Raw genomic sequence first — 22,220 nt, 5'->3', positions numbered from 1 at the left:
CGATCGTGGCGAGACCCGTTGCGATTCGCCCGGTTCTGTTTCTTTCTTTCGCCCTCGCTTCTGGACCGCCCGACCTATGGATCGCCCCGCAAATCAAATCCGCGAAGTTTCGATCGAACGCCATTATCTGAAGTCTTCCCCAGGAAGCGTTTTGTATCGTTGTGGTGAAACGGTGGTGCTTTGCACCGCGTCGGTCTCGAAGACGCTGCCGAAGTGGCGGGAAGGGTCGGGCAAGGGTTGGGTGACCGCCGAATACAACATGTTGCCGCACAGTACGTCGTCACGAAAGCAACGCGACCGCGGGGGCAAGGTCGACGGTCGGACGACGGAGATCCAACGTTTGATCGGTCGTAGCCTGAGGGCCGTCGTCGATCACGAAGCGTTGGGTGAATTGGCGGTGAATATTGACTGCGATGTTTTACAGGCAGATGGAGGGACCCGAACCGCTTCGATCACCGGCGGTTTCGTCGCTCTGGTCGATGCGGTGCGATCGGTGTTGCCCGACGCAGAAATCGGGCAAGGACCGATCCGCGATTATGTCGCGGCGATCAGTTCGGGAGTGATCGACGATCAAATCTATCTGGACCTCGACTATCGCCTGGATTCCGCGGCGGATGTCGACATGAACATCGTGATGACGGGGGCCGGTCGGTTCGTCGAATTGCAGGGGACGGGCGAAGAAGCGACGTTTGACAGCGATCAATTGGCCCAGTTGCTGGCCGTTGGCAAACAAGGGATCGACCAATTGGTCGCATTGCAAAAGCATTCGCTGGCACAATAGCAAGGTTGGGACGAACCGCGCCTTCCATCGATCGAACCGGCGGGCGCGATAGCGTCCGGGGGAAGTGTCTCTTTTTGCTTCCCCCTCTCTGCCCGGTGACGCGGCGATTTCTTGTCAGCCTTCTCGGGTTCGGGCCTCACAAACGGTTTAATCGATACCGGAATGCGTTCGATCGCTGCGGCGCGGTCTGGCGCCGATTCTGAATCCTCAAAACTTCTCAGAATGCAAAGATACGGTACGCATCGGCAAACTATGTTTGCGTGTGGCGTGATTCGAGTCGCCGTTGGAGCTTTGGAATGGGCAATTCTGGGGCGGGGCTGGTGATTCGAAGTCCATGACACGAGTTCAATCGGAGATCTGAGCGATGTGCGGTAACCGCGGTCGCTCGCTTCGGCGGACGCTCGGATGTGTGGATGCGATGGCGGGTCGCGTAGCGCTACAGAATCTAGCTGCCACTGCACCGGTTGGGGCACAACCTTGAAATGAACGGGAACAAGTTAGAGGGGCAAACGATGCGTGTGATGTTTGTGGACGATGAGCCGCAGGTCCTACGTGCGATCAGTCGCATGTTGGACTGTGCCGACGTCGATTGGGACTTTGGAACCGCGAGCAACGGTCGCGAAGCGATTGGAGCACTGCAAGCGAACGATGTCGACATCTTGGTGACCGATATGCGGATGCCTGGGATGGATGGCGCGACCTTGTTGGACCATGTCAGCCGGCAGTCGCCAGGCACCTCTCGAATCATCCTGTCGGGCCAAGCCGATCGCGACACGATGTACCGGGCCGCTTTACCCATGCATCAATTTTTGTCGAAGCCTTGCGACGCGAAAACGCTTCGCGACGTCTTGGCTCGCACCGATGCAATTCGCAATGCGTTCGGATGTGCCGATACGCATCGGGTGGTCGGACAGATCTCTTCGCTACCGACGACGCCGGGACTGTTGGAGCGTGTGGTTGCGGAGGTGAACTCGCGGAATGGTTCGATTCAAAAAGTGGGAGCCCTTATCGCGTGTGATCCCGGTTTGACCGCGAAAACCTTACAGTTGGCTAATTCGGCCATGTTCGGCTACAACGGCAGCGAATACAGCGCCACCCAAGCCGCGCGAGCGATCGGAATCGACGCGATGCAGGCCCTTGTTGCCATGTTGGAACATTTTTCGCCAATGGAAATTCCCGAGGGGTCGGGGTTTTGCATCGAACAGCACGCCGCCCATGCCCAACGCGTGGCTCGCATCGGCTGCAAGATCGCCCAAACCGAAGGCTGGTCGATCCAATTGCAGCGGGAAGCCTATACGGCGGGCCTGCTTCACGACATCGGTCGATTGATTTCGGTCTGTCATTCCCGCGTTTCTCGTCCGTTGGTCGGGGCGACGGCATTGGGAAGCGATTCCTTTTGGCGCACCGAAGTGGGCATCGATGAGATTTGCGACGACAAGCTGGGGGCCTATTTGCTGGGGCTGTGGGGATTGCCGTCGGAGATCGTTCAGGCGGTGGCGTTGCATCAACGGCCGACGGAGTGCCCGCTGGATCGCCCCTCGGCTGCCGCCGTCGTATGTGCCGCCGACTGCATCGCACATGAACGATCGGATCCTTGGTCCGATCGCGACATCGAACACTGCGAAGATCTGCTTTCCAGGTTAGGGCTTTCCGGAAGACTGAATACTTGGCGTACTGCCGTCACCGACGAGGAATAATGCGATGAACCGAAGAGTTCTGTTTGTTGATGATAATCAGAAAGTGTTGAATAGTATCGCACGCCAATTCGAAGGAGTGCTTGATTACGAAACGGCCAATGGGCCGCACGAAGCAATCGATCTGCTGGATTCTGAAAATCCATTTGCCGTCGTTGTTTCGGATATGCGGATGCCCAAGATGAATGGCGCCGAATTGCTGACGCACGTCCGCACGGTTGCTCCCGATACGGTGCGCATCATGCTCTCAGGATATGCCGACCTGCAGGCCACGATCAAAGCGGTCAATGAAGGGAACATCGCACGATTTCTTTCCAAGCCGTGTCCACGGGAACTGTTGGAACGGGCGATCCGAGAAGGTCTGGAGCAATACCAGTTGGTGACCGGGCAACGCGAACTGCTGGAAGGCACATTGCAGGGCAGCGTGACCGTGTTGTGCGCGATCCTCTCGTTGGTCCATCCGTTGGCCTTTGGGCGGGTCAGCAAAGTCCAACGGATTGCGTTGGCGATCGGAAACCAAATGCAGTTGGAAAACATCTGGGATCTGAAGATCGCATCGATGTTGTTCCCGTTGGGATGTGTCTCCCTTTCCGAACGCGCCTTGGAATGCATGCTCGAAGGGATTCCCGTTCCGGACGAAGAGCGGTCGGCGTACGAACAGCATCCGTCGGTGGCCCGTGCGATGTTGCAAGAGATTCCCCGATTGGAAAATGTCGCCGCGATTGTTTCCTATCAGGAAAAGGGCTTCGATGGCAGCGGTTCCCCCTTCGACGACGTCCGTGGAACGGACATTCCCATCGGGGCGCGGATTCTTAAGGCAGCGTTAAATTTTGAGATCGCGCTCAAACAGATGAGTGATGTCCCGGCGGCGTTTGAAAAAATGCAACAGCAGGCAGAACGGTACGATCCCGAAGTTCTCGAAGCGCTCGGCCGGCAGCTTGACGTGGGCCTGTGCCAACGCTCCCGACGAACGGTCGCGCTGGCCGACTTGCGGCCAGGGATGGTGCTGGCCGCCGATGTCCGCTTGGAAGGAGGGAAGTTGGTGGTTGCCAGTGGACAACAGGTCAATGAATCGATCCTCCGCAACCTGGAAACGTTCTGCGAGTTTGGGCAGATCGATGGTCGCTTCGAAATCGAAGCGGTTCCTGGATCGGAACACGCCGAATGCGAAGCGGTTTGCTAACGCGTTCGACACCGAAGGCGGTGGGCCGATCGATCGAGTCGCTTTGAGAACCGCAACGACGGCGATCGCGTCGAACCTGAAGCGACCATCGGTTGCATCCTGGGCAACGGTAATTCACGATGCGCTCGCGTCGCACGGCTTTTGTTCCCCGGTCGCAGACGGCGCGAGCGCATTATCCATTTGGGGCGAGCGTCGGCGCGATGCTATCGACGGTGCGATCCTCGTTGTCCGATTTCACTTGGCTTTCTATACTCAGAGGCTGACACGCTGAGTTCTGAAATCGGAAGGGATTGCCATGCCCAGTTCGCCTCCTACCACGACACCTGCAGAAGCCTCCAAGCCTTTGTTTTGGGGGGTGGATGTGGGTGGAACGAACATCAAGTTCGGCTTGGTAGACGATTCGGGGAAAACGCTGCATTTTGATCATATTCCGACTCAGGAATCCGAAGGCCCGCAGGCCGCCGTCGATCGAACCGCCGCGGTTCTGGCGAAGGTTCAGCGGGACTTGGGCTTCTCCAATGCCGACGTTCCGATGATTGGGCTGGGGACGCCTGGATCGATGGACATCCCGCGAGGCTATCTGTTGGATCCTCCGAATCTACCGCATTGGTGGAATTTTCCGATACGCGATGCCTTCGCCCAAGCAACCCAGCGGCCGGTTGCGTTTATTAATGACGCCAATGCAGCGGCCTACGGCGAATTTTGGGTCGGGACCGGCCAACGCCAGGATAGTATGGTGTTGTTAACGCTGGGGACCGGCGTTGGCGGCGGCGTGGTCGTTGCCGACGAATTGATCGACGGCGCGAACAGCTTTGGCGGCGAATGCGGGCATCTGATCGTCGACCCTTCACCAACGGCTCGGTTATGCGTTTGGGGAGGCGGTCGCGGCCAATTGGAAGCTTACGCGAGTGCCAGTGCGGTGGTCGATCGCACCCGCGAGCGTTTGACTGCAGGGGGGACCAGCAGCCTTTCAGGTTTATTGGGGGGCAGCAACTCCGAACTGTCGGCCAAAGCGGTCTACTTGGCAGCGGAGCAAGGGGACGCGATGGCGCTTGAAATCGTCGACGAAACCGCGTTTTGGTTGGGGATTGGAATCACGTCGATCGTGCATGTCATCGACCCAGGGTTGGTCGTGCTGGGCGGCGCGATGGATTTTGGCGGGGAAACGTCTCCGGTCGGTCAGCGATTTTTGGAAGGGATCCGGAAAGAGTTCCACGCCCGCACGTTTGCCCACGTCGCCAAGGGAACCGAAATCGGGTTCGCTTCGTTGGGCGGGGATGCCGGGTATTTGGGATCCGCCGGATTTGCCCGAAAGGTCTACAGCAAGCGGATGCCGTAGCCGTGGAGTATCGTATCGCGGTCATTTCGATCGGCGATCGCACTAGGAATTCATTGAGAATAAGCCACCCGTGGAAATCAGAAACTTTTGTATCATTGCGCACATCGATCACGGCAAAAGCACGCTTGCGGATCGCTTGTTGGAATTCACCGGAACGGTGACGCGTCGCGAAATGAAAGAACAGTTGCTGGACGATCTCGCCCTGGAACGCCAGCGCGGAATTACCATCAAAGCCCGCTCGGTTTCGATGCGGTATATCCATCAAGGCACACCGTACGAGGTGAACTTGATCGATACTCCCGGCCACGTCGACTTCCAATACGAAGTCTCGCGATCGTTGAGCTGTTGTGAAGGGGCGCTGCTGCTGGTCGATGCCTTCCAGGGCGTCGAAGCGCAGACCGTCGCCAATGCGTACAACGCGATGGAGCACGATCTGAAGATCATTCCGGTGATCAACAAGATCGATCTGATGCACGCGCGGGCCGATGAAGTGACCGAAGAGATGGAGAGTTCGTTGGGGATCGATCCCGACGACGTCGTACGGTGCAGCGCCAAAGCTGGAATTGGCATCGAAGAACTGATGACCGCGATCATCGAACGCGTTCCCGCGCCGACCGGCGACGCCAACGCGCCGCTTCAGGCGATGGTCTTCGATTCGAATTACGACGATTTCCGTGGCGCGATCACCTACGTTCGGATGATGAACGGAACGGTCAAGAAAGGGCAGAAGATTAAGTTCCTGCGGGCCGGGTCGGTTCATGAAGTGGTCGAGCTGGGACAGTTCGTTCCGCAACGGAAATCGTGTACGGAATTGACCGCCGGCCAGGTCGGCTACCTGATTTGCAACATCAAATCGCTGGCGGACGTTCATATCGGCGACACCGTCAGCACTCCCGGCAATGACGCCGCCGAACCGTTGGCTGGTTACCAGCGTCCCAAGCGGATGGTTTATTGCGGGTTGTATCCTAGCGATGGCCAAGAATTCAGCGATCTGCGCGACGCATTGGAGCGGTTGGCGATCAACGACCCCAGCTTTGAATTCGAACCGGAGACTAGCGACGCGTTGGGCTTCGGTTTCCGATGCGGATTTCTAGGCTTGTTGCACATGGAAATTGTGCAGCAGCGTTTGGAGAGCGAGTCGGACATCGACCTGGTGCAAACCGCGCCGAATGTGACCTATGAGATCGTCGACACGCGCGGCAACAAACGCGAGATCCATAAGCCACAGGATGTACCCGATCCGAACGACATCGCCGAATTCCGGCAACCGATCGTGCGGTGTAACATCGTCGTGCCGTCGGAGTGTATCGGCACGGTGATGAAGCTGTGCCAAGACCGTCGCGGGATCTTGCGCGGCAACGAATACCTCAGTCCCACGCGGTCGATGATCAGTTATGACATCCCGTTGGCGGAAGTGATCTACGATCTGCACGATAAGATCAAAAGCGGGACCCGCGGGTACGGGACGTTGGATTATGAATTGATCGGTTATGAACCGGCGAACCTGGTCCGAATGGACATCTTGGTCAACGGGAACCGCGTCGACGCGTTAAGCATCATCTGCGATCGGGGCGACGCCGACCGTCGTGGCCGTGCGGTGGCGAAGAAGCTGAAATCGGAGATCGAACGCCATATGTTTGAAGTCGCCGTGCAGGCGGCGGTTGGCAGTCGCGTGATCGCGCGGGAGACCGTTCCGGCGATGCGGAAGAACGTGACCGCCAAATGTTACGGTGGCGATATCACGCGGAAACGCAAGCTGCTGCAAAAGCAGAAGGAAGGTAAGAAGCGGATGAAGGCGATCGGTAGCGTCGAGATCAGCCAAAAAGCCTTCATGAGTGTGCTCAGCAGCGGTGAAGAGCACTGATCACCGTGGCGTGGTGTTGTCCGCGGTTCGCGGAGAGACCTGCCTGCCAGAACGCCCGGATCTTTGGTCCGGGCGGGCGTTCGGCTCCCCTGATTCGCTTGTGGCAGGCGGAACCTACAGCAGGCTTTCAAGACGCGAAAGGGCCACCATCAATTGGTTCCATTCGCTGACCACGTCGTAGGTATTCATCACCTGGGCGTCGGTCCGATCGAATCCGATTTCGCTGATCGAAATCTGTTGATCCAAGACCATCATCCCTTCGCTGGTCGCCATTTCGCATTTGTCGTTGGCCGAGACATTTTGGTCGTCATACATCGGCACGACTTGTTGCATCGCACGATGGACGGCCCACAGGGCGGCCTTGTGCGAATCGTCTGCCGAAACAACTGCCTTCATCGTGCCCGATTCAATGTAGTACTTGGCCATCGTTGATCTCTCCGTCGCAGGGGTGCAAGGTTCCTGTCCGCGGTTCCTCCCGCCGACATCAGAACTATCGCACCGATGACGGACACGTTAGGTCAGACCTCCTCGTGCATCGCTTCGCTGAATCGATATCCGACTCCGCGAACCGTTTCGATCACATCGGCATAGGGTCCCAATTTCTTGCGGAGGGCCCGAATGTGGACGTCGATCGTCCGTTCGAGAACCATCGTATCTTCGCCTAATGCGGCGTCGATCAATTCGGCGCGATCGAATACGCGACCCGGTTGGCGGATCAAGGTGTCCAGCAAGCGGAATTCGCTGCGGGTCAGATCCAACGGTTCTTCTCCGACAGTCGCTTTGTAGCGGCGTCGATCGACGCTGACCGATTTGTAGGTGACGATATCCTGGTTCTTAATCGCCGCGGCCTGCTCGCGTCGCCGCAGCAATGCTTTCACGCGTTGCAACAGCACCGCCACGCTGAACGGTTTGCAAACGTAATCGTCGGCACCGATCGAGAACCCGGCGATCTGATCGGAATCTTCCGATTTTGCGGTCAGCATCAGGATCGAGATGTTCTTCGTGTCCTCGCCCGCACGCAAGGTGCGACAGACTTCCAGGCCGTTGAGCGAAGGAAGCATCACGTCGAGAATGACGAGGTCGGGCAGCTTCAGGCGAGCTTGGGTCAGCGCATCGCGGCCATCGAGGGCACGCGATACCTCGAATCCTTCCTTTTTCAGATTGTAAATCAACACCTCGGCGACGCTTAGATCATCCTCGACAACGAGAATTTTTGTATTCGGCATGCGTGTGAAGACCTTCGTTGAGCCCGATGAGTGAGTCTGATTTTGAAATTCCGCGATCGGCGGTTCGGCCACCCGCGGTCGATGGGCTTATCGTCGACCACCGACGACGAATTGGCTACCCCGAAGTGGTTAGTGTCAAATGAAGATTGGGTTAGGGTTGTGTTAAGCCAATGGCGGGTCAGGTTCCCGTGGCGTGGGCCGAGTGGTGTATTCTATCGCGATGGCGGTATTTCAACAATCGCTTCGCTTGTCTTTCCCCCTGGCCGATATTCAAAAAGAGGGGTGTTGGTTTCGGTAAGTTATCCACGTTGAACGTCTTGGTCCAACGAATCGGCCGCGATCCAGCCGCTCATCATCACCATCGGCATCCCCGGTCCTGGATGGGCTGCGCCGCCGGCCAGGTACAGTCCGCGGATGTCTTTGCGGCGATTGGCTGGTTTAAACGCGCCGGTAAACTTTCCGTGACTTGCCAGTCCGTAGATCGCTCCATTGAGCACTCGGTAGCGGTTGTGGATATCTTGCGGCGTCAGGACGTGTTCGACTTGGATGTGGCTTTCCAGGTCGTCCAGTTCCGCGGTCTCCTGCAATTTTTCGATAATGCGGCGGCGGTAATCGGGCAGCATCGCCGTCCAATCATGTCCCGGACGCAGGTAGGGCGTGTGAACCAAGACGTACAACGCTTCGCCCCCTTCGGGTGCGACTTGCGGTTCGGTGACCGCAGGGGCGCATACATAACAGGTGGGTTCGGGAGCCAGTTCGCCCCGGCGGTAGATGTAATCAAACTCCTCTTCCGGATCGCGAGAGAAGACAAAGTTGTGATGGAGCAGTTGTTCGTAGCGCCGATTCAGCCCCAAATACAGCACCACGCCGCTGCAAGCCGGTTCGGGATTGTGGAGTTTCCAGCGGGCTGCTGGGCAATCTTTCAGCAGCTCGCGATAGGTGCGAACCGAATCGCAATTGCTGATGACCGCGTCGGCGGGAAGGATTTCGCCGGTGGTCGTTAGCACCCCGGTAGCCCGGCGCGATTCGACGAGGATGCGCGCGACGTCGACACCGACACGAATCTCGACCCCCAATTCGATCGCCAATCGCGAAAGCCCTTCGACGACCGCGCGGGTTCCGCCCATCGGATACCAGATGCCCTCGGAGGTCTGCATGTGAGCGATGCCACATAAAACGGCCGGTGACGCTTTGGGGGATGACCCGACATACTGGGTGAAGTGGTCGATCATCTGAGCCGCACGGTCGTCGGGAATGTGTTGGCGGACGACCTTGGAGACGCTCTTCCCCATCCGCAAGCTCATCACATCCCTCAGCACTGCCGGCGAAAACGCTCCGCTGGCGTCCATCGTATCGCGGATCGAACCGACGCTGCGCCAGAAGAAAAAGCGTTCGGAAACCTCATGCATTTGTTTGGAGAGCTGTAGGAAGCGGTCGTATCCCCGGCCGCTGTCGGGCGAACCGGTGAATTCATCCAATCGACGCTTCATCTGTTGGACATCGCTGACCAAATCCAAGACGCTGCCGCCATCAAAGAAGCAACGCCACTGCGGATCCAACGGAACCAGTTCCATGTAATCGCAGAGATCGCGGCCCGCTTCGTCGAAGACCCGCTTGAGTACCGATGGCAAGGTTAGGATCGTTGGGCCCATATCGAATCGGTAGCCCCCCGATTCAAGCAAAGCGGCTTTGCCACCGACCCATTCATTTTTGTCCAACAAGATCACGCGGTGCCCGCGCGCCGCGGCGGTGCATGCGGCGGTCAATCCCGCCAGGCCTCCGCCGACGACGACAACGCGTTGGGAAACTTCGGTTCCTTTAGCCATGATGTTTGTTCTGGATGTCTCGAGTAACTATTTCCGACTTTGCTTGATCCCTTGGACCAGCCGCCCCAGTCCACGAAGTCGCCGCCGCCAACCGGCCGCAAAATTTAGTTGCAATATTCCGGCCAAGATCTCTTCGTCCCCAGCCGTTGGCACCGTGAGGTGTCTCGGGTGACGCAGCGTCTGCCGGGTGATCACCCGGGGCGTCGTCATCGCCAATAATCCATCGCGGCCCCGTGTCGTTCCAAATCCGCTTTCGCGACGTCCCCCAAAGGGTAGCCGAGGATCGGCGGTGGGCACAATGAGGTCGTTGATCGTGATCGTTCCAACCTCCAGCGCAGCGGCGAATCGCTGGGCCTCTTTGCGTGGTCCAAAGATCGATGCGGCCAAAGCGTACGGCGACCGGCTGATAAGTTCGACCAACGGGTCGCTGGGGGAATAATCGCAAACCGCGGCGATCGGGGCGAACACATCGGCGGACATGATCGACCAATCGGGGCGGGCTCCAAATAAAAGCAACGGCGGCGTGGTGCCGGTCGCTTCGAACCGTTCCCGATCCCAGGGGCCTCCGACCCACTGGCCGCCACGATCGATCGCGTCTTCGACCACCTGGATCATCCGGGGGCGGACGGCGGGATGGACATGCAGCCGCGGTTGCTGGGCCAAGCGACGGCCGAAGAGTTTGCGGTAATGGTCGGATTGTTCTTGAGGGACAAAGATCCGCCGCGGCGCGATGCAGGTCGCACCGCTGTTGAAACTCAAACCGAACCGCAACGCATCGGCGACGCGATTGGAATCCGCCCCCGGCAGAACGACCATCGCGTCGCAGCCGCTTAATTCCATCGCCGTCGGGGTCAGCGTCTCGGCAGCCGCGGTCATCACCTTGCGGCCGGTCTGCGACGACCCCGTCAAGACGATCTTTTCGACGCCCGCACGAATCAGCCGCTCTGCCACGGCCGGATCGCTGTCGACTTGTTGGATCAGATCGGTCCCCACGGCGGCTTGGAAACAATCGACAAGCGTCGCGGTGGCGGCTTCACATCCCGGAGCGGGTTTCAGCAGCACGGCATTCCCCGCGACCAGTGCTTGTGCCGTTTGAACACCGGCTAAAAGCAGTGGGTAGTTCCAGGGGGCCAGGATCAGCACACGCCCCAGAGGAACCCGTTGGATCTCGCTGTGGGTTCCCCACAGCCAAAGCGGCCTGCCAGCGATGCCCTGCTTCTGACTTTTTAGAACCTTCGCCGCGTGGCGTTGCAGGTAGCGGAGCGCTTCGCACAAGGGAAGCAATTCGGAAGAAAGGGTTTCCGTTTTCGATCGCCGCTGTGGCAGCGTGACCAAGTCGCAGAGATCGTCGGCAGCTTGGGCGATTTCGGTTTGAACGGGATGCATCCGCGCCGCACGCTGACGAACGTCGGTGCGGCCCCAATCGACTTGGGCTGTCGCGGCACGGGCCAACGCGGTTTGAATGTTTGTCGCGTCGATCAAGTTCACAGTGTGGACTTCAAAAATGCCTCCGCCGCATCCATGGTACTGCCACTTTCGGGAGGCACACCGATCCCGTACCAATCGCCTCGAATCCGTTGATAGTAGCCATGCCCCACGATATGTGGGTTGGCAGGATTGCGGCTGCAGAAGCGAATCAGAATCTTCCGTTGGTCGGCACTGGTTTCGATTAGCGATGGTTCGGCGTGCAGGCGGTAATACTCACGCGGTGCCATCACAATGACCAGAGGAATGCCGTAATAAAAGTATAACGCTTCCTGCAGTGTGCAGGGGGCGTTGGTCGATTGATAGGCGAATGTGCGTGTCGATATTTGAACGATTTCGGGGACCGCACCGCGTCCATTTCGCAGCGTTTGATCGATGCCACCCAATGCATGAAACGTTCCCAACGTGTCGTTGCACAACAGCTTCATGATCCGGCTGGGCGTCCCCTGGCCGTATAGCACCCAACCCGAATCGGTTTCCGATTCCAGAGCATACGCGGGACTCTCTTGCATCGGAGTGATCCGCGCCATCGTGGCGGTGGTGCCGGCGTCGTCATACTCCAGATAGATGTGTCCGCCACGCGTCGTGACTTCAATCGCCAACTCCGTCATCAGCGGCGACAGTGCGATGCTCTCTTGGATGCGTCGCACCGCGGCGATCCGTTGGGCGTTGGTGATGTTCCGAGACTTCACTTTCTCGGGAACAAGCGGTTTCTTTTTTGGCACTTCACGGACTCCCTTGCGTTGGCGACGAGTGGCCGCCGATAGAGGCGTCCTGATTCCGATCCTCAACGGCTATGGAACCTATTTAAAAAGAACCCTCTAACATGTCATCCTACCCTCTTGCTAACGACTTGTCTGTAAGGGGATGACAGCAATTTGGAAAGCAAATTTATTGGATCGACGCGCCTTGCAGCGGTCGTTGCAATAGACACCGCATAGGCTCCAAAAAGGGGGCTTTGTGGTGTGGATCTAATTCAGTTCTTGGTGTTGAAGTTCTTCGAGAACGCGCACCCAAGGGCGTTGACCGGTCGATCCGGCATTCGATTCCCGCGCTGTTGCGTGCTGCAGGCAGCGATCATTCAGCGCGCGCCACGGCGTAGATTGCTTTGACAATGTTGCCTTCGGAAGCGGTTCTTCCATCGGCAAATTCCAGGCGCTCGCAAGGTCCGCCAGTCCCTGGCGATAGCCGGTCACCGCGGCCGTTGGCTTGCCGAGTGCTTGTTGGGCGAAGCCCCATTGGATCTGTGCCCACGCCCGATTCGTCAGCCAATCGGTGCGGTTCGGGTTGCGTTGCAGCGTTTCATCGATCCTGTCGATCAGGTCTTGAAGGATGTGGGCTGCGGCGAGGTATTGGTGGTCTTGCGTATACGCCGCGGCCAGAGCCGTCTCGATGTCAGACGTCAGATGCAGTAACGGTGTCGCATTTTGGTCTGCCCACAGCGTTGCATTACTCAGCCCCCGCCGAAGGGCCGCGATCGACGGGCCGATGGCGTTCGAACGCAGCAGGGCGGTTCCTAGTTCCAGTTGACCGTAGGCGAGCGTTTCCAGCGATTCGGAGTCGGCGTGGAACGCATCGGAGAGCGATTCGAGCGATTGCAATTCAGTCGCGAGACGGGCGGTTTGCCGTTCGGCGGATTCGCCCGAACGGAGCGCCGACCGCAACAGTCCCGTCGCGGCGCGGGTGCGGTCACGTATCAGGGAACGTTCGGGAGTGTCGGTGGATGGAAGGGATGTGAGTTCCGCTTGCGCGATCTGGTAGGTTTGCTCCGCCGCCAGGAAATCGGACGCCATCCATTGAAGGTCGGCGATCTGCAACAAACAGCTTGCGGCCTCCTGTTGTTGGTTCGGTTGAACTGCCAGTCGATGGTAGCGGGATCGATAGTGTCGCATCGCGTTCTGCAGCAGATCGCGTCGCAGCGGTGCGGCCTCGGAATCTTCGGCGAGGGCCATGTTGAATTGTCGCAACCAATCATCGGCGGCGGCTTGGACTCGCGCCAACTTTTGATGGGCCGCGTGCCGTTCGCGTTCGGCTTGTTTGCGAACAACAACCTCTTCCGCATGCGCCGCCAATGCCTGTTCTTTGGCACGGCGTTCGGCACGATGTGCCTGGCTGACGATCACGCTGGTGATCGATGCCGACAGGGCGAGGATCGTCGCCCCGACGATGGTCGCGGCGACGAATGCTGGCCGTCGGCGGCACGCGCGGCCTGTCCGTTCGACCAGGGATTCGCGGTGGGAACTGACCTTCTCTCCCGCCAGAAAACGGCTGACATCGTCGGCGATCTGGAGGGCGGTTTTGTAGCGTTCGTGAGGCTGGGGGGCGATCGCTTTCATGCAGATCGAATCCAGCGGCGGCGGGACGCTACGGTCCTGCTGGCGCGGCGACAGGCAATTCCCCGCGATGACGTTGGCGATCGTGACCTGGAAGTCATCACCGTGATAGGGTGTGCGGCCGGTCAATATTTCGTAAAGGATGATGCCCAACGCATAGATGTCGCTGTGCGGGCCTAGCTTGTCGATCGCGCCGGTCGCTTGTTCGGGCGACATGTAGGCCGGTGTGCCGACGATCGTTCCCATGCGCGTGTGGAGGGCGTCGGCCGATGGGGCGTGAGCCGTTGGAGACGATTCCGTGATCGGCAACCCTGCGGCCACGGTTGCCATAGAATTGGCGTGCGGTTGCGGCGGTTCGGCCGCGTCAGCCCCCAGACGCTTGGCCAAGCCCCAGTCGACGACGACGGTTTCGCCAAACGGACCGACAATCACGTTGGCTGGTTTCAGGTCGCGGTGGATGATTTGTTGTTCGTGGGCGTAGCCGATGGCGTTGCAGATGTCGACAAAGCTGCGCAGCAAGTCATACAGCAGGGCTTGCTTTTTGCGGCCGGGCAACAGGCAATGGTAGTCGCGTAGCTTGTGCTCCAACGTCACGCCGTCCAACAGCTTCATCGCGTAAAACGGTTGGCCGTCTTCGTGGCGCAGTCCTCTTTCATAGACGGGGACGATGCCCGGGTGTTGCAATTGTGCGGTGATCAGACCTTCGTGCAGGAACCGCTGGACCAAGTCGGGGTTCCCGGCAGCGTGCGCTCCCAGTTGTTTGACGGCGACGTGCCGGTCCAGTTGCCGGTCGTTTGCCCGCATGACCACGCCCCAGCCGCCACGGCCCAGTTCCTGGTCGCCGTGGTAACGATCGGCACCCGACGGGACCGGCGCGTCATGAAAGGGGACCGGTCCGGCGGGGCTCGCGGTGGAGTCGGAAGGTTGTGTGTCCAGCATCAATGGATGGCCCGATGGAGAGGAGTGTTTGGCGGCGATGGCAAATGGGATTCGCCGTGCAAACATAGGCTTTTCTAGGGGCGGCGGCGTCTTAAACGAACCCTGGAGATCCTTGGGATCGGGCAATCCGAACATTCCTGCCACCTGGTACAACGCGGTTGCCAGAGACTGGGATCGGGTGAAATTCTCTGTCGCACCGCTGCCTCAGCCCCCCGCCCCTTACAAACGTAACTCACCTTTGGCTGCAGGGAATCGTGTTTTCCCTAAACGGATCTGAAGCCTCTTTCTTCGCGCACTTCACGGGAACGTCCGAATGTCCATAATCCAAGGTCCTACGTTATGGGTGGACGCAGCCGTCGCAGCGGATGTCGGTTCGCAGCGTTGGTTGGTCCAGATCCACCCACTGGATTTGGATCGCGGGCCGATCGAAATCAGCGAGACCATCTTGATTGGCCGCGACGCGAACTGCTGTTTGCACCTGCCCGACAACTCGGTTTCGCGACGGCACGCGGAGATCGAAAAACAGGACGACGTGTACACGATTCGCGATTTGGAGAGCACCAACGGAGTGGTCATCAACGGCATGCCGATTACGGAGCACGTGCTGCAGACGGGCGACCGCATCCAGTTAGGCAGTCGCATCTTCCGTTTCCTGGCCGATCACGATCTCGAGGCGCAGTATCACGAGACCGTCTACGCGATGATGACCCGCGACGGGCTGACGGGCGTTTTTAATAAACGCTACCTGTTGGAAAGCCTCGATCGAGAAGTCGCCCGTTGCCGCCGCTACCAGCGGCCGATCGCCGTCATTCTTTTGGACGTCGACCACTTCAAATTGATCAACGACACGTACGGCCATTTGGCTGGCGATGAGGTCTTGCAGCAGTTGTCGATGCGGTTGGAGCACGTGCTGCGTTCGGATGAAATTTTGGCCCGGTTTGGTGGCGAAGAGTTTGCGATCGTGATCGTCGAATCGGATCGAGCGAAAGCGTTGGATGTTGCCGAGCGTTGCCGCAAGGCATGCGCCGAAGCCGCCTTCGAGACTTCGGCGGGACTGCTTGAAGTGACGATCAGTCTGGGAGTCTCCGCACCCGCGGTCGACGAAATCGAAACACAGTCGGCATTGCTTGATGCGGCCGACAAATTCTTATACCAGGCCAAGGAAAATGGCCGTAATCAAGTCGCCGGTTAACGTTCGACGACTCGTTTTCGACGTGAACGAATTCCGGACGGGCCCATCGGCGATGGCTGTCGTGAGCGGCGGGAATCGTTGCCGCGTCATCGGCTGCGGCTTCCCGACGGAAGCTTGGCAAGACGGGAAATTCAATTGGCGCAGTTTGCGCGGTCGCTTACGCTATCGGTCCGGTGCCTGCGGGGGACACGGTTCCCCCGAAGGCGAATAGGTTCCAATTGAAGCGAGGTAGCGTCGTTATGCCGATCGAATTTCCCTGTGACGGGTGCCAACAGAAGTTGCGTGTCCCCGACAACAGCGCTGGCAAGCAGGCCAAGTGTCCCAATTGTGCTCGGATCTTAACGATCCCCGCGTCGCAAGCCGCCTCTCCTGCAGCGGCTCCCGCTCCAATGCCTCCGGCCGATGACGACCCCTTCAACTTTGGTGGCGGCAGCGCCCAACCGGTTTCGGGTGGTCACGGTTTTTCACCGTCGGCGTCTGCGAATCCCTACGCTTCTCCGACGGCTGCCGCTCGACCGATGGCCGGCGGCAGTTCGGGAGCGATGTCGGTTCAACCGATGGATCCCGCGGGGGCGGTGACGATCGCGTGGGAACTGTTCAAAATGAATGCGGCCCTGCTGATCGGTGCCTTCCTGACGCAGTTCTTCCTGAACATGGGAATTTCAGTGGTGTCGGCGATTCTGCAAGTCGCGTTGGTCCAAGCGTTGGGAGATCCGAATTCGCCAGCGATCGCGTTAACTAACGTGGGGACGTCGGTGCTGAACCAATTGTTGCAACTGTGGATCGGAATCGGGATCCTGCGGATCAACCTCGCTGTCGCACGTGGGCAAGAGGCGAATTTCGGTATGCTTTTCAGCGGCAGCCCCTACATCCTCCGCTACATCGGCGCATCGATCTTGTTTGGATTGGGCATGTTTGTCGGCATCCTGTTATTGATCGTGCCGGGGATTTATTTTGCCCTCACCTATTGGTCGTACTTTTACTTTTTGGTCGACCGCGATTGCGGCGTGATGGAATCGTTCCGGTTGGCTGGTGAACATGCCAAGGGGAATCGTGGCAATGCGTTTTTGATGGGCCTGATCTCGATGGGCCTGAGCATGTTGGGGGCGCTGCTTTGCGGTGTCGGGCTGTTGGTCGCGGTTCCCGTTGTCTCGATGATGATGACGATCTGCTACCTGATGATGACAGGGCAACGGTTCTGGCAGCCGCGCGCTGCTGGAATGTAGTCCTTCACGCTCCGTTGGTCCGCCGCTGGCAAACTTCGTTTCTCGTTCGGGCTGTCGGTCGCGGCAGTCCGAATGGAAGGCCGACCATATCCATTCGGAATCGGTTGGGGCGGTGGACCGCAAGCGACTTCCGTTGTCGGAACCGCTACAGTCGCAGCCATTCGCGAAACCCCGAGACGATCTCTTGGGGTTGCATGGCGATCTGAGTCGCGACGAAGCCTAGGATCACCAAGGCCACCAACAGCATGCCGGCGCCTTTGCTGCGGGCCGGGTTTTCGACCTGACCGATTTCGTGCCGCGACGCTTGCACAAATCGACGCCAAAAGACAGGCGAGATCGTTTGCATTTGAGGCACCACCTGCGGCGTGTCGTGGGGAGAAAAGACCTCTAAGCGGACCGAAGCGGCAACGCCGGGAAACCATATCTGTTCCCCTTCGAGTCGCGCTCCGGGGTCGATCGATCGCGCCGCCCGCAACAGCGGTTCCCGCACGTCGGACGCTGTTGTACCGTAGATGACCATCCGCGGTCGCATCGTCAGGATGATTAACAGCAGCGTCAGCAGAAAGAACGCGGCCAACATCAACCACACGATCCAGCCCAGCATTCCGTAAGCCATCGTTGGAAAGAAGAGTACCAACGGGCCTGCCAGTACAAAACCGCTGGCACCAATCGCAAGTGCCACCGTGTCTTGTGCACCGGTTGTTACTGTGGGACGCCGCGCCGATTGCAGGTATCCGATCACCAACAGGTAGATCGCCAAGGGGCCGAGTGCCAGTGCGATGGAAAAGGAATCAATCATGGCGTCTATCGTAGACCGGTCGTCGGAAGAATAACAGTCGCGATCCACTGCAAACAGCTGGTCCGCGTCAGTCGCTCTGAGGGGGATTCCAAATTTGGCGTTGCTGGTCCAGGAAAGCTGAATAGGTACCCGCTTGGATATGCGTTCGCGCTTCCCGCACCAACCGCTGATAAAACGTCAGGTTGTGGATCGACAACAGGATCGGCCCCAACATCTCCCCGGCGACAAACAGGTGGCGAATGTAGGCGCGGCTGTGGCGGCAAGCCGGACACGGGCAATCTTCTTCCAGCGGCCGAGCGTCTTCACGAAACTTGGCGTTTCGCAGCTTCATCGATCCGGTGGCGGTGAAGGCCAGTGCGTTGCGGCCGTTTCGCGTCGGCATCACGCAATCGAACATGTCGACCCCGCGAGCGATCGCTTCGACCAGATCGATCGGCGTGCCAACCCCCATCAGATACCGCGGCTTGGCCTTCGGCAGATAGGGGATCGTTGCCTCGATCGTCTTGTACATTTCCGCCGGCGGTTCGCCAACGCTGAGGCCCCCGATCGCGAAGCCTTCGAAGTCTTCTTTGCTCATCTCCTGAGCGCATTGCCGTCGCAGTTCGGGATCCAGTCCCCCTTGCACGATCGCAAACCGAGCTTGGTCTTCGCGTGAGGCATGTTCCAGACAACGCTTCGCCCAGCGGATCGATCGCTCCATCGCATCTTCGATCACGGCCGGTTCGTTAGGTAACGCGATCACGTGGTCCAAGACCATTGCCACGTCGCTGCCTAGCGATTCTTGAATGTCGATCGAATGCTCGGGGGTCAGTTCGATCGCGCGGCCATCGATGTGCGACTGGAACGTCGCACCGTGCTCGGTGATCTTCGTCAGCTGGGCGAGACTGAAGATTTGGAAGCCGCCCGAATCGGTTAAGATCGGGCCGTCCCATCCGCTGAAGCGATGCAGGCCGCCGAGCGAACGAATCAGTTCATGGCCGGGGCGTAGCCCAAGATGGTAGGTGTTGCCGAGGATCATCGAAGCACCCAACTGCTTCAATTGATCGACCGTCACCCCTTTGACCGTCGCCTGAGTTCCCACGGGCATGAACGCCGGCGTGGGAACTTCGCCGTGAGGCGTCGTCAACAAACCAGCGCGGGCCTGAGTGTTTGGATCTTCGGCGATCAACTGGATCGTGACGGCAGGCAATATCGACTACCTTATTCGCCGCGAAGCGTCAGGTTGTGCTGTTCGAGTTTCTCGCGAATCTCAACCAAGCTGGTCACACCGAAGTTCTTGCATTCGAGCAATTCGTCGGCGGTCTTGCGAAGCAGTTCGCCGATCGTGTTCAGTCCCAAGCGGACCATGCACTTACGAGCACGAACCGACAGGTTCAGATCCGAGATCGGACGATCCAACAACGCTTGTTCCGCAGGGGACAGGTGCGAGGTGTCGACGGGCGGATCGGCGGTCTTCTTTTCATGAGCGAACTGGCCAAGGGTCAGTCCCTTGCTGCTCAAGATCTCGCGAATTTCGTAGAGGCTGGTTTCGCCGAAGTTCTTGCTGGCCAGCAGTTCCGCTTCGCTGGTGCGGGTCAAATCGCCCAGCGTATCGATACCCATCTTGGTCAGACAGTTGCGACTGCGGACCGACAGTTCGAAGTTCGAGACCGAGATGTTCAGCACTTGTGCCAAACGGTCGTTGCGGCGTTGCGTTTCTTCGTCGTATAGGACGTTGCCCGATGCCGACGCGTCCTTCATGTACAGGCGAGCCTGTGGGTGGTCGGGGTAGCAGTCGAGGATTCGCTTGTAGCAAAGTTGAGCCTTGCCGAAATCGTTACGATCTTCGCTCATCAGGCCCAAGTTGATCAGAACGCCGACGCCGGTTGGGAACGCTTTGGAAGCGCGTTCGTACAATTCGAGGGCGGTTTCGTCGTTTCCGTGGCGGTCGTTTTCAACGGCCAAGCCAAACAACGCTCCGGCGTGTTGTGGGTTCGATTGGATGGCACGTTCGTACAATGCAACGGCTTCGGGCAGGTTGCCGCCCAAGGCAGCAACGGTTGCCCCGCGTTGGTACAGGTATTCCGCCGATTGCTCAACAGGGCCGAACATGTTGTCCAGTGTGGCCAACGCTTGTTCGGCGTTCCCCATGTAACGTTGGACAGCGGCGATTGCCAGATTGCATTCGTCGGCGTTGTATCCCGCGGTGCGGGCCGCTTCGAACGAAGCCATCGCTTCGGCGTAATCGCAGTGTTCGAAATGGCAGCGACCAATGTAGAACTGAGCCAACGCACCGCCATCGGCTGATTGCAGGGTCTGCTTCGCATCTTGGAAGCGTCCCAGCAGGAATTGCCCGATGCCCAGTCGCGTTTGCGACGCTGGCGTTCGGTCGGTGTCTTGCTCCAACAGCCCAACGCCTTCTTTCAGTTCCGTGAAGTGCGTGAAATCATCGGAGATCGCTTGTCGAATCACATAGATTTCTTGTGGTCCAAAAGACGCGTTGGATAGCAACGTTTCCTTCAGATCGAGCATGTGAGCTTCAGCCATGGAGTTGGGTTCCTACAGAAGGGCAAGCGGGCCTTGCGAGGGCGTGAAGAGCCGATGGTGGGACTTGAACCCGCAACCTATTCATTACGAATGAATCGCTCTGCCAGTTGAGCTACATCGGCCTGATATTTGCACAGCAAAGAAATAGCAAGATAAAAGAAATTCCCATATTTCGTCAAGAGGACGCCTGGGGGAGATTTGTTTTACAATAAATAAATGCCGCCGTCACCGGGAGACTCGTTGCAATGCTTAATGCCCGCGCCGAATCGATCTTCTCAAAGTTTGGTCTTCCGGTCGACCCGCAAGCGGTGGCGGTCGGCGGAAAGTGGTCCAAGGGGCGAGGGAATGAACTGACCGTTCGTTCACCGGTCGATGCGACGCCGATCGCTTCGCTGACGATGGCCACGTCGGACCAGGTGGCCGAAGCGATCGCCGCGGCGCAGGAGGCTTTCGTTCGGTGGAGGATCGTTCCGGCACCGGTGCGTGGCGAATTGGTGCGACAAATTGGACAAAGCCTGCGGTCACAAAAATCGAATCTTGCCGAACTGGTCAGTTGGGAAATGGGCAAGATCATGCAAGAGGCGTTGGGTGAAGTCCAGGAAATGATCGACGTCTGCGATTTCGCTGTCGGGCTCAGCCGGCAGCTTTATGGCAAAACGATCGCTAGCGAACGTCCGCTGCATCGATTGGCAGAGCAGTGGCACCCGTTGGGCCCTGTCGGGGTCATCAGCGCTTTCAACTTTCCCGTCGCCGTCTGGGCTTGGAACGCGATGATCGCGTTGGTGTGCGGCGATCCGGTGGTCTGGAAGCCCTCGGAGAAAGCTCCGCTGTCGGCGCTCGCCTGCCACGGGATCGCATCGCGGGTGGCGGCGGAGATGCCGGAGGCTCCCGAGGGGTTGTTGAGCTTGTTGATTGGTGATGCGGAGGTTGGCAAGGCGATTGCGGATGCGCCCGGATTGCCCTTGGTATCGGCGACCGGTTCGGTTCCGATGGGGCGTGACGTGGCTGTTCGCGTCGCTTCGCGTTTGGGGCGCTCGTTGTTGGAATTGGGCGGAAACAACGGCATGATTGTCGCTCCGTCGGCCGATTTCGAGCTAGCGACGCGGTCGATTCTGTTCGCCGCGGTCGGCACTTGCGGCCAGCGATGCACTTCGCTGCGGCGGCTATACGTTCACGAATCGATCGCCGACCAACTGACCGACGCATTGCGATCGCTCTACGGCAAGCTTCCGATCGGCGATCCGATGCGCGAGGGGATCTTGGTCGGTCCGTTGATCGACGAGCCCGCGTTTGTCGCGATGCAGGCGGCTCTGGCGACGGCTCGCGAGCAAGGCGGTGCTGTGTTTGGTGGAGATCGCGTGGTCGATGACGTTCCGCAGGGGGGCTACTACGTGCGTCCAGCGATCGTGGAGATCCAGGCCGATGCAGCGATCGTGCAGCAGGAGACGTTCGCACCGATCCTGTACGTGATGCGTTACGAAGATCTCAGCCAAGCGATCGCGATGCACAACGGCGTGCCGCAAGGGTTGGCATCGGCAATCCTGACCAACGACGTTCGCGAGGCGGAGCTGTTCTGTTCCCCCGCGGGGTCGGATTGCGGGATCGTGAATGTCAACATCGGAACCAGCGGCGCAGAGATCGGCGGCGCTTTTGGCGGCGAAAAGGAGACCGGTGGCGGGCGAGAATCGGGCAGCGATGCTTGGAAGGCGTACATGCGGCGGTCGACCAACACGATAAACTACAGCCGGGATCTGCCGCTGGCCCAAGGGATTCAGTTCGATTTGGGGTGAGCCCGGGCGTTGGGTGA

The 22,220-nt window shown here is 58.8% G+C and carries 17 protein-coding genes and 1 tRNA gene; 8 read left to right on the top strand and 10 right to left on the bottom strand.

The features are described from left to right. Positions 1-76 precede the first annotated feature (76 nt). From rph to lepA, 5 genes are all read left to right on the top strand, one after another. Positions 77-781, top strand: coding sequence for a ribonuclease PH (rph, locus tag Poly24_RS17195; protein ID WP_145098089.1), 705 nt, complete (start codon positions 77-79; stop codon positions 779-781). Positions 782-1,263: 482 nt separating this feature from the next. Further along, the gene (locus Poly24_RS17190; protein WP_145098086.1) at positions 1,264-2,478 is read left to right on the top strand and encodes an HDOD domain-containing protein; all 1,215 of its coding nucleotides are present in this window, start codon (positions 1,264-1,266) and stop codon (positions 2,476-2,478) included. 4 nt (positions 2,479-2,482) lie between these two features. After that, positions 2,483-3,658: an HD domain-containing phosphohydrolase gene (locus Poly24_RS17185; RefSeq protein WP_145098083.1), complete on the top strand. Its 1,176-nt coding sequence runs from the start codon at positions 2,483-2,485 to the stop codon at positions 3,656-3,658. Between the two features lie 295 nt (positions 3,659-3,953). Beyond that, positions 3,954-4,997 (top strand): ROK family protein, encoded by a 1,044-nt coding sequence (locus Poly24_RS17180; RefSeq protein WP_145098080.1) that lies wholly within the window; start codon positions 3,954-3,956, stop codon positions 4,995-4,997. Between the two features lie 52 nt (positions 4,998-5,049). After that, a complete protein-coding gene (lepA, locus tag Poly24_RS17175) occupies positions 5,050-6,861 on the top strand; it encodes a translation elongation factor 4 (protein ID WP_145098077.1) in 1,812 nt (603 codons plus the stop codon). 114 nt (positions 6,862-6,975) lie between these two features. Here the strand turns inward: lepA and Poly24_RS17170 are convergent, their stop codons facing one another. The 6 genes from Poly24_RS17170 to Poly24_RS17150 all read right to left on the bottom strand — a co-directional run bounded on the left by Poly24_RS17170 (position 6,976) and on the right by Poly24_RS17150 (position 14,670). Further along, a complete protein-coding gene (locus Poly24_RS17170) occupies positions 6,976-7,287 on the bottom strand; it encodes a hypothetical protein (protein WP_145098074.1) in 312 nt (103 codons plus the stop codon). A 92-nt stretch (positions 7,288-7,379) separates the two neighbouring features. Continuing rightward, a complete protein-coding gene (locus Poly24_RS17165) occupies positions 7,380-8,087 on the bottom strand; it encodes a response regulator (protein WP_145098071.1) in 708 nt (235 codons plus the stop codon). 299 nt (positions 8,088-8,386) lie between these two features. Continuing rightward, a complete protein-coding gene (locus tag Poly24_RS17160; RefSeq protein ID WP_145098068.1) occupies positions 8,387-9,913 on the bottom strand; it encodes a phytoene desaturase family protein in 1,527 nt (508 codons plus the stop codon). A gap of 27 nt (positions 9,914-9,940) precedes the next feature. Continuing rightward, positions 9,941-11,401, bottom strand: a complete 1,461-nt coding sequence (locus Poly24_RS17155; protein WP_197451983.1) for an aldehyde dehydrogenase family protein — start codon at positions 11,399-11,401, stop codon at positions 9,941-9,943. Continuing rightward, positions 11,398-12,123, bottom strand: a complete 726-nt coding sequence (locus Poly24_RS27130; protein ID WP_197451982.1) for a hypothetical protein — start codon at positions 12,121-12,123, stop codon at positions 11,398-11,400. Before Poly24_RS27130 ends, Poly24_RS17155 begins: the two co-directional genes overlap by 4 nt. Positions 12,124-12,369: 246 nt before the next feature. After that, complete coding sequence (locus Poly24_RS17150) at positions 12,370-14,670, bottom strand: serine/threonine protein kinase (RefSeq protein WP_197451981.1); 2,301 nt, start codon at positions 14,668-14,670, stop codon at positions 12,370-12,372. Positions 14,671-14,983: 313 nt separating this feature from the next. On the opposite strand from Poly24_RS17150, the gene Poly24_RS17145 reads away from it, so the two are divergent. Together Poly24_RS17145 and Poly24_RS17140 are read left to right on the top strand one after the other, a co-directional pair. After that, positions 14,984-15,862 (top strand): diguanylate cyclase, encoded by an 879-nt coding sequence (locus Poly24_RS17145; RefSeq protein ID WP_145098063.1) that lies wholly within the window; start codon positions 14,984-14,986, stop codon positions 15,860-15,862. A gap of 239 nt (positions 15,863-16,101) precedes the next feature. Continuing rightward, positions 16,102-17,088, top strand: coding sequence for a DUF975 family protein (locus Poly24_RS17140; protein WP_145098062.1), 987 nt, complete (start codon positions 16,102-16,104; stop codon positions 17,086-17,088). Positions 17,089-17,233: 145 nt separating this feature from the next. On the opposite strand, the gene Poly24_RS17135 is transcribed toward Poly24_RS17140, so the two are convergent. The 4 genes from Poly24_RS17135 to Poly24_RS17120 all read right to left on the bottom strand — a co-directional run bounded on the left by Poly24_RS17135 (position 17,234) and on the right by Poly24_RS17120 (position 20,535). Further along, complete coding sequence (locus Poly24_RS17135; RefSeq protein ID WP_145098061.1) at positions 17,234-17,887, bottom strand: hypothetical protein; 654 nt, start codon at positions 17,885-17,887, stop codon at positions 17,234-17,236. A gap of 67 nt (positions 17,888-17,954) precedes the next feature. Beyond that, positions 17,955-19,076, bottom strand: coding sequence for a tRNA guanosine(34) transglycosylase Tgt (gene tgt, locus Poly24_RS17130; RefSeq protein ID WP_231753195.1), 1,122 nt, complete (start codon positions 19,074-19,076; stop codon positions 17,955-17,957). Positions 19,077-19,087: 11 nt separating this feature from the next. After that, positions 19,088-20,413, bottom strand: a complete 1,326-nt coding sequence (locus tag Poly24_RS17125) for a DNA-directed RNA polymerase subunit alpha C-terminal domain-containing protein (protein WP_145098050.1) — start codon at positions 20,411-20,413, stop codon at positions 19,088-19,090. Positions 20,414-20,462: 49 nt separating this feature from the next. After that, positions 20,463-20,535, bottom strand: a tRNA-Thr gene (locus Poly24_RS17120). Between the two features lie 123 nt (positions 20,536-20,658). Here Poly24_RS17120 and amaB point away from each other — a divergent pair. Then, a complete protein-coding gene (gene amaB / locus Poly24_RS17115; protein ID WP_145098047.1) occupies positions 20,659-22,203 on the top strand; it encodes an L-piperidine-6-carboxylate dehydrogenase in 1,545 nt (514 codons plus the stop codon). Positions 22,204-22,220 lie beyond the last annotated feature (17 nt).

The organism is Rosistilla carotiformis, from assembly GCF_007753095.1.
GTDB lineage: Bacteria > Planctomycetota > Planctomycetia > Pirellulales > Pirellulaceae > Rosistilla > Rosistilla carotiformis.
The sequence above is the reverse complement of the archived record's forward strand: the minus strand, read 5'-3'. Positions and strand labels throughout refer to the sequence as shown.

Excerpts from the sequence above, each read along its gene's own strand:
- Poly24_RS17140 (WP_145098062.1), top strand. The coding sequence starts at position 16,102 with ATGCCGATCGAATTTCCCTGTGACGGGTGCCAACAGAAGTTGCGTGTC.
- rph (WP_145098089.1), top strand. The coding sequence starts at position 77 with ATGGATCGCCCCGCAAATCAAATCCGCGAAGTTTCGATCGAACGCCAT.
- amaB (WP_145098047.1), top strand. The coding sequence starts at position 20,659 with ATGCTTAATGCCCGCGCCGAATCGATCTTCTCAAAGTTTGGTCTTCCG.
- Poly24_RS17190 (WP_145098086.1), top strand. The coding sequence starts at position 1,264 with ATGAACGGGAACAAGTTAGAGGGGCAAACGATGCGTGTGATGTTTGTG.
- Poly24_RS17125 (WP_145098050.1), bottom strand. The coding sequence starts at position 20,413 with ATGGCTGAAGCTCACATGCTCGATCTGAAGGAAACGTTGCTATCCAAC.
- Poly24_RS17170 (WP_145098074.1), bottom strand. The coding sequence starts at position 7,287 with ATGGCCAAGTACTACATTGAATCGGGCACGATGAAGGCAGTTGTTTCG.
- Poly24_RS17180 (WP_145098080.1), top strand. The coding sequence starts at position 3,954 with ATGCCCAGTTCGCCTCCTACCACGACACCTGCAGAAGCCTCCAAGCCT.
- Poly24_RS17165 (WP_145098071.1), bottom strand. The coding sequence starts at position 8,087 with ATGCCGAATACAAAAATTCTCGTTGTCGAGGATGATCTAAGCGTCGCC.
- Poly24_RS17145 (WP_145098063.1), top strand. The coding sequence starts at position 14,984 with ATGTCCATAATCCAAGGTCCTACGTTATGGGTGGACGCAGCCGTCGCA.
- Poly24_RS17150 (WP_197451981.1), bottom strand. The coding sequence starts at position 14,670 with ATGCTGGACACACAACCTTCCGACTCCACCGCGAGCCCCGCCGGACCG.
- Poly24_RS17160 (WP_145098068.1), bottom strand. The coding sequence starts at position 9,913 with ATGGCTAAAGGAACCGAAGTTTCCCAACGCGTTGTCGTCGTCGGCGGA.
- Poly24_RS17135 (WP_145098061.1), bottom strand. The coding sequence starts at position 17,887 with ATGATTGATTCCTTTTCCATCGCACTGGCACTCGGCCCCTTGGCGATC.
- Poly24_RS17185 (WP_145098083.1), top strand. The coding sequence starts at position 2,483 with ATGAACCGAAGAGTTCTGTTTGTTGATGATAATCAGAAAGTGTTGAAT.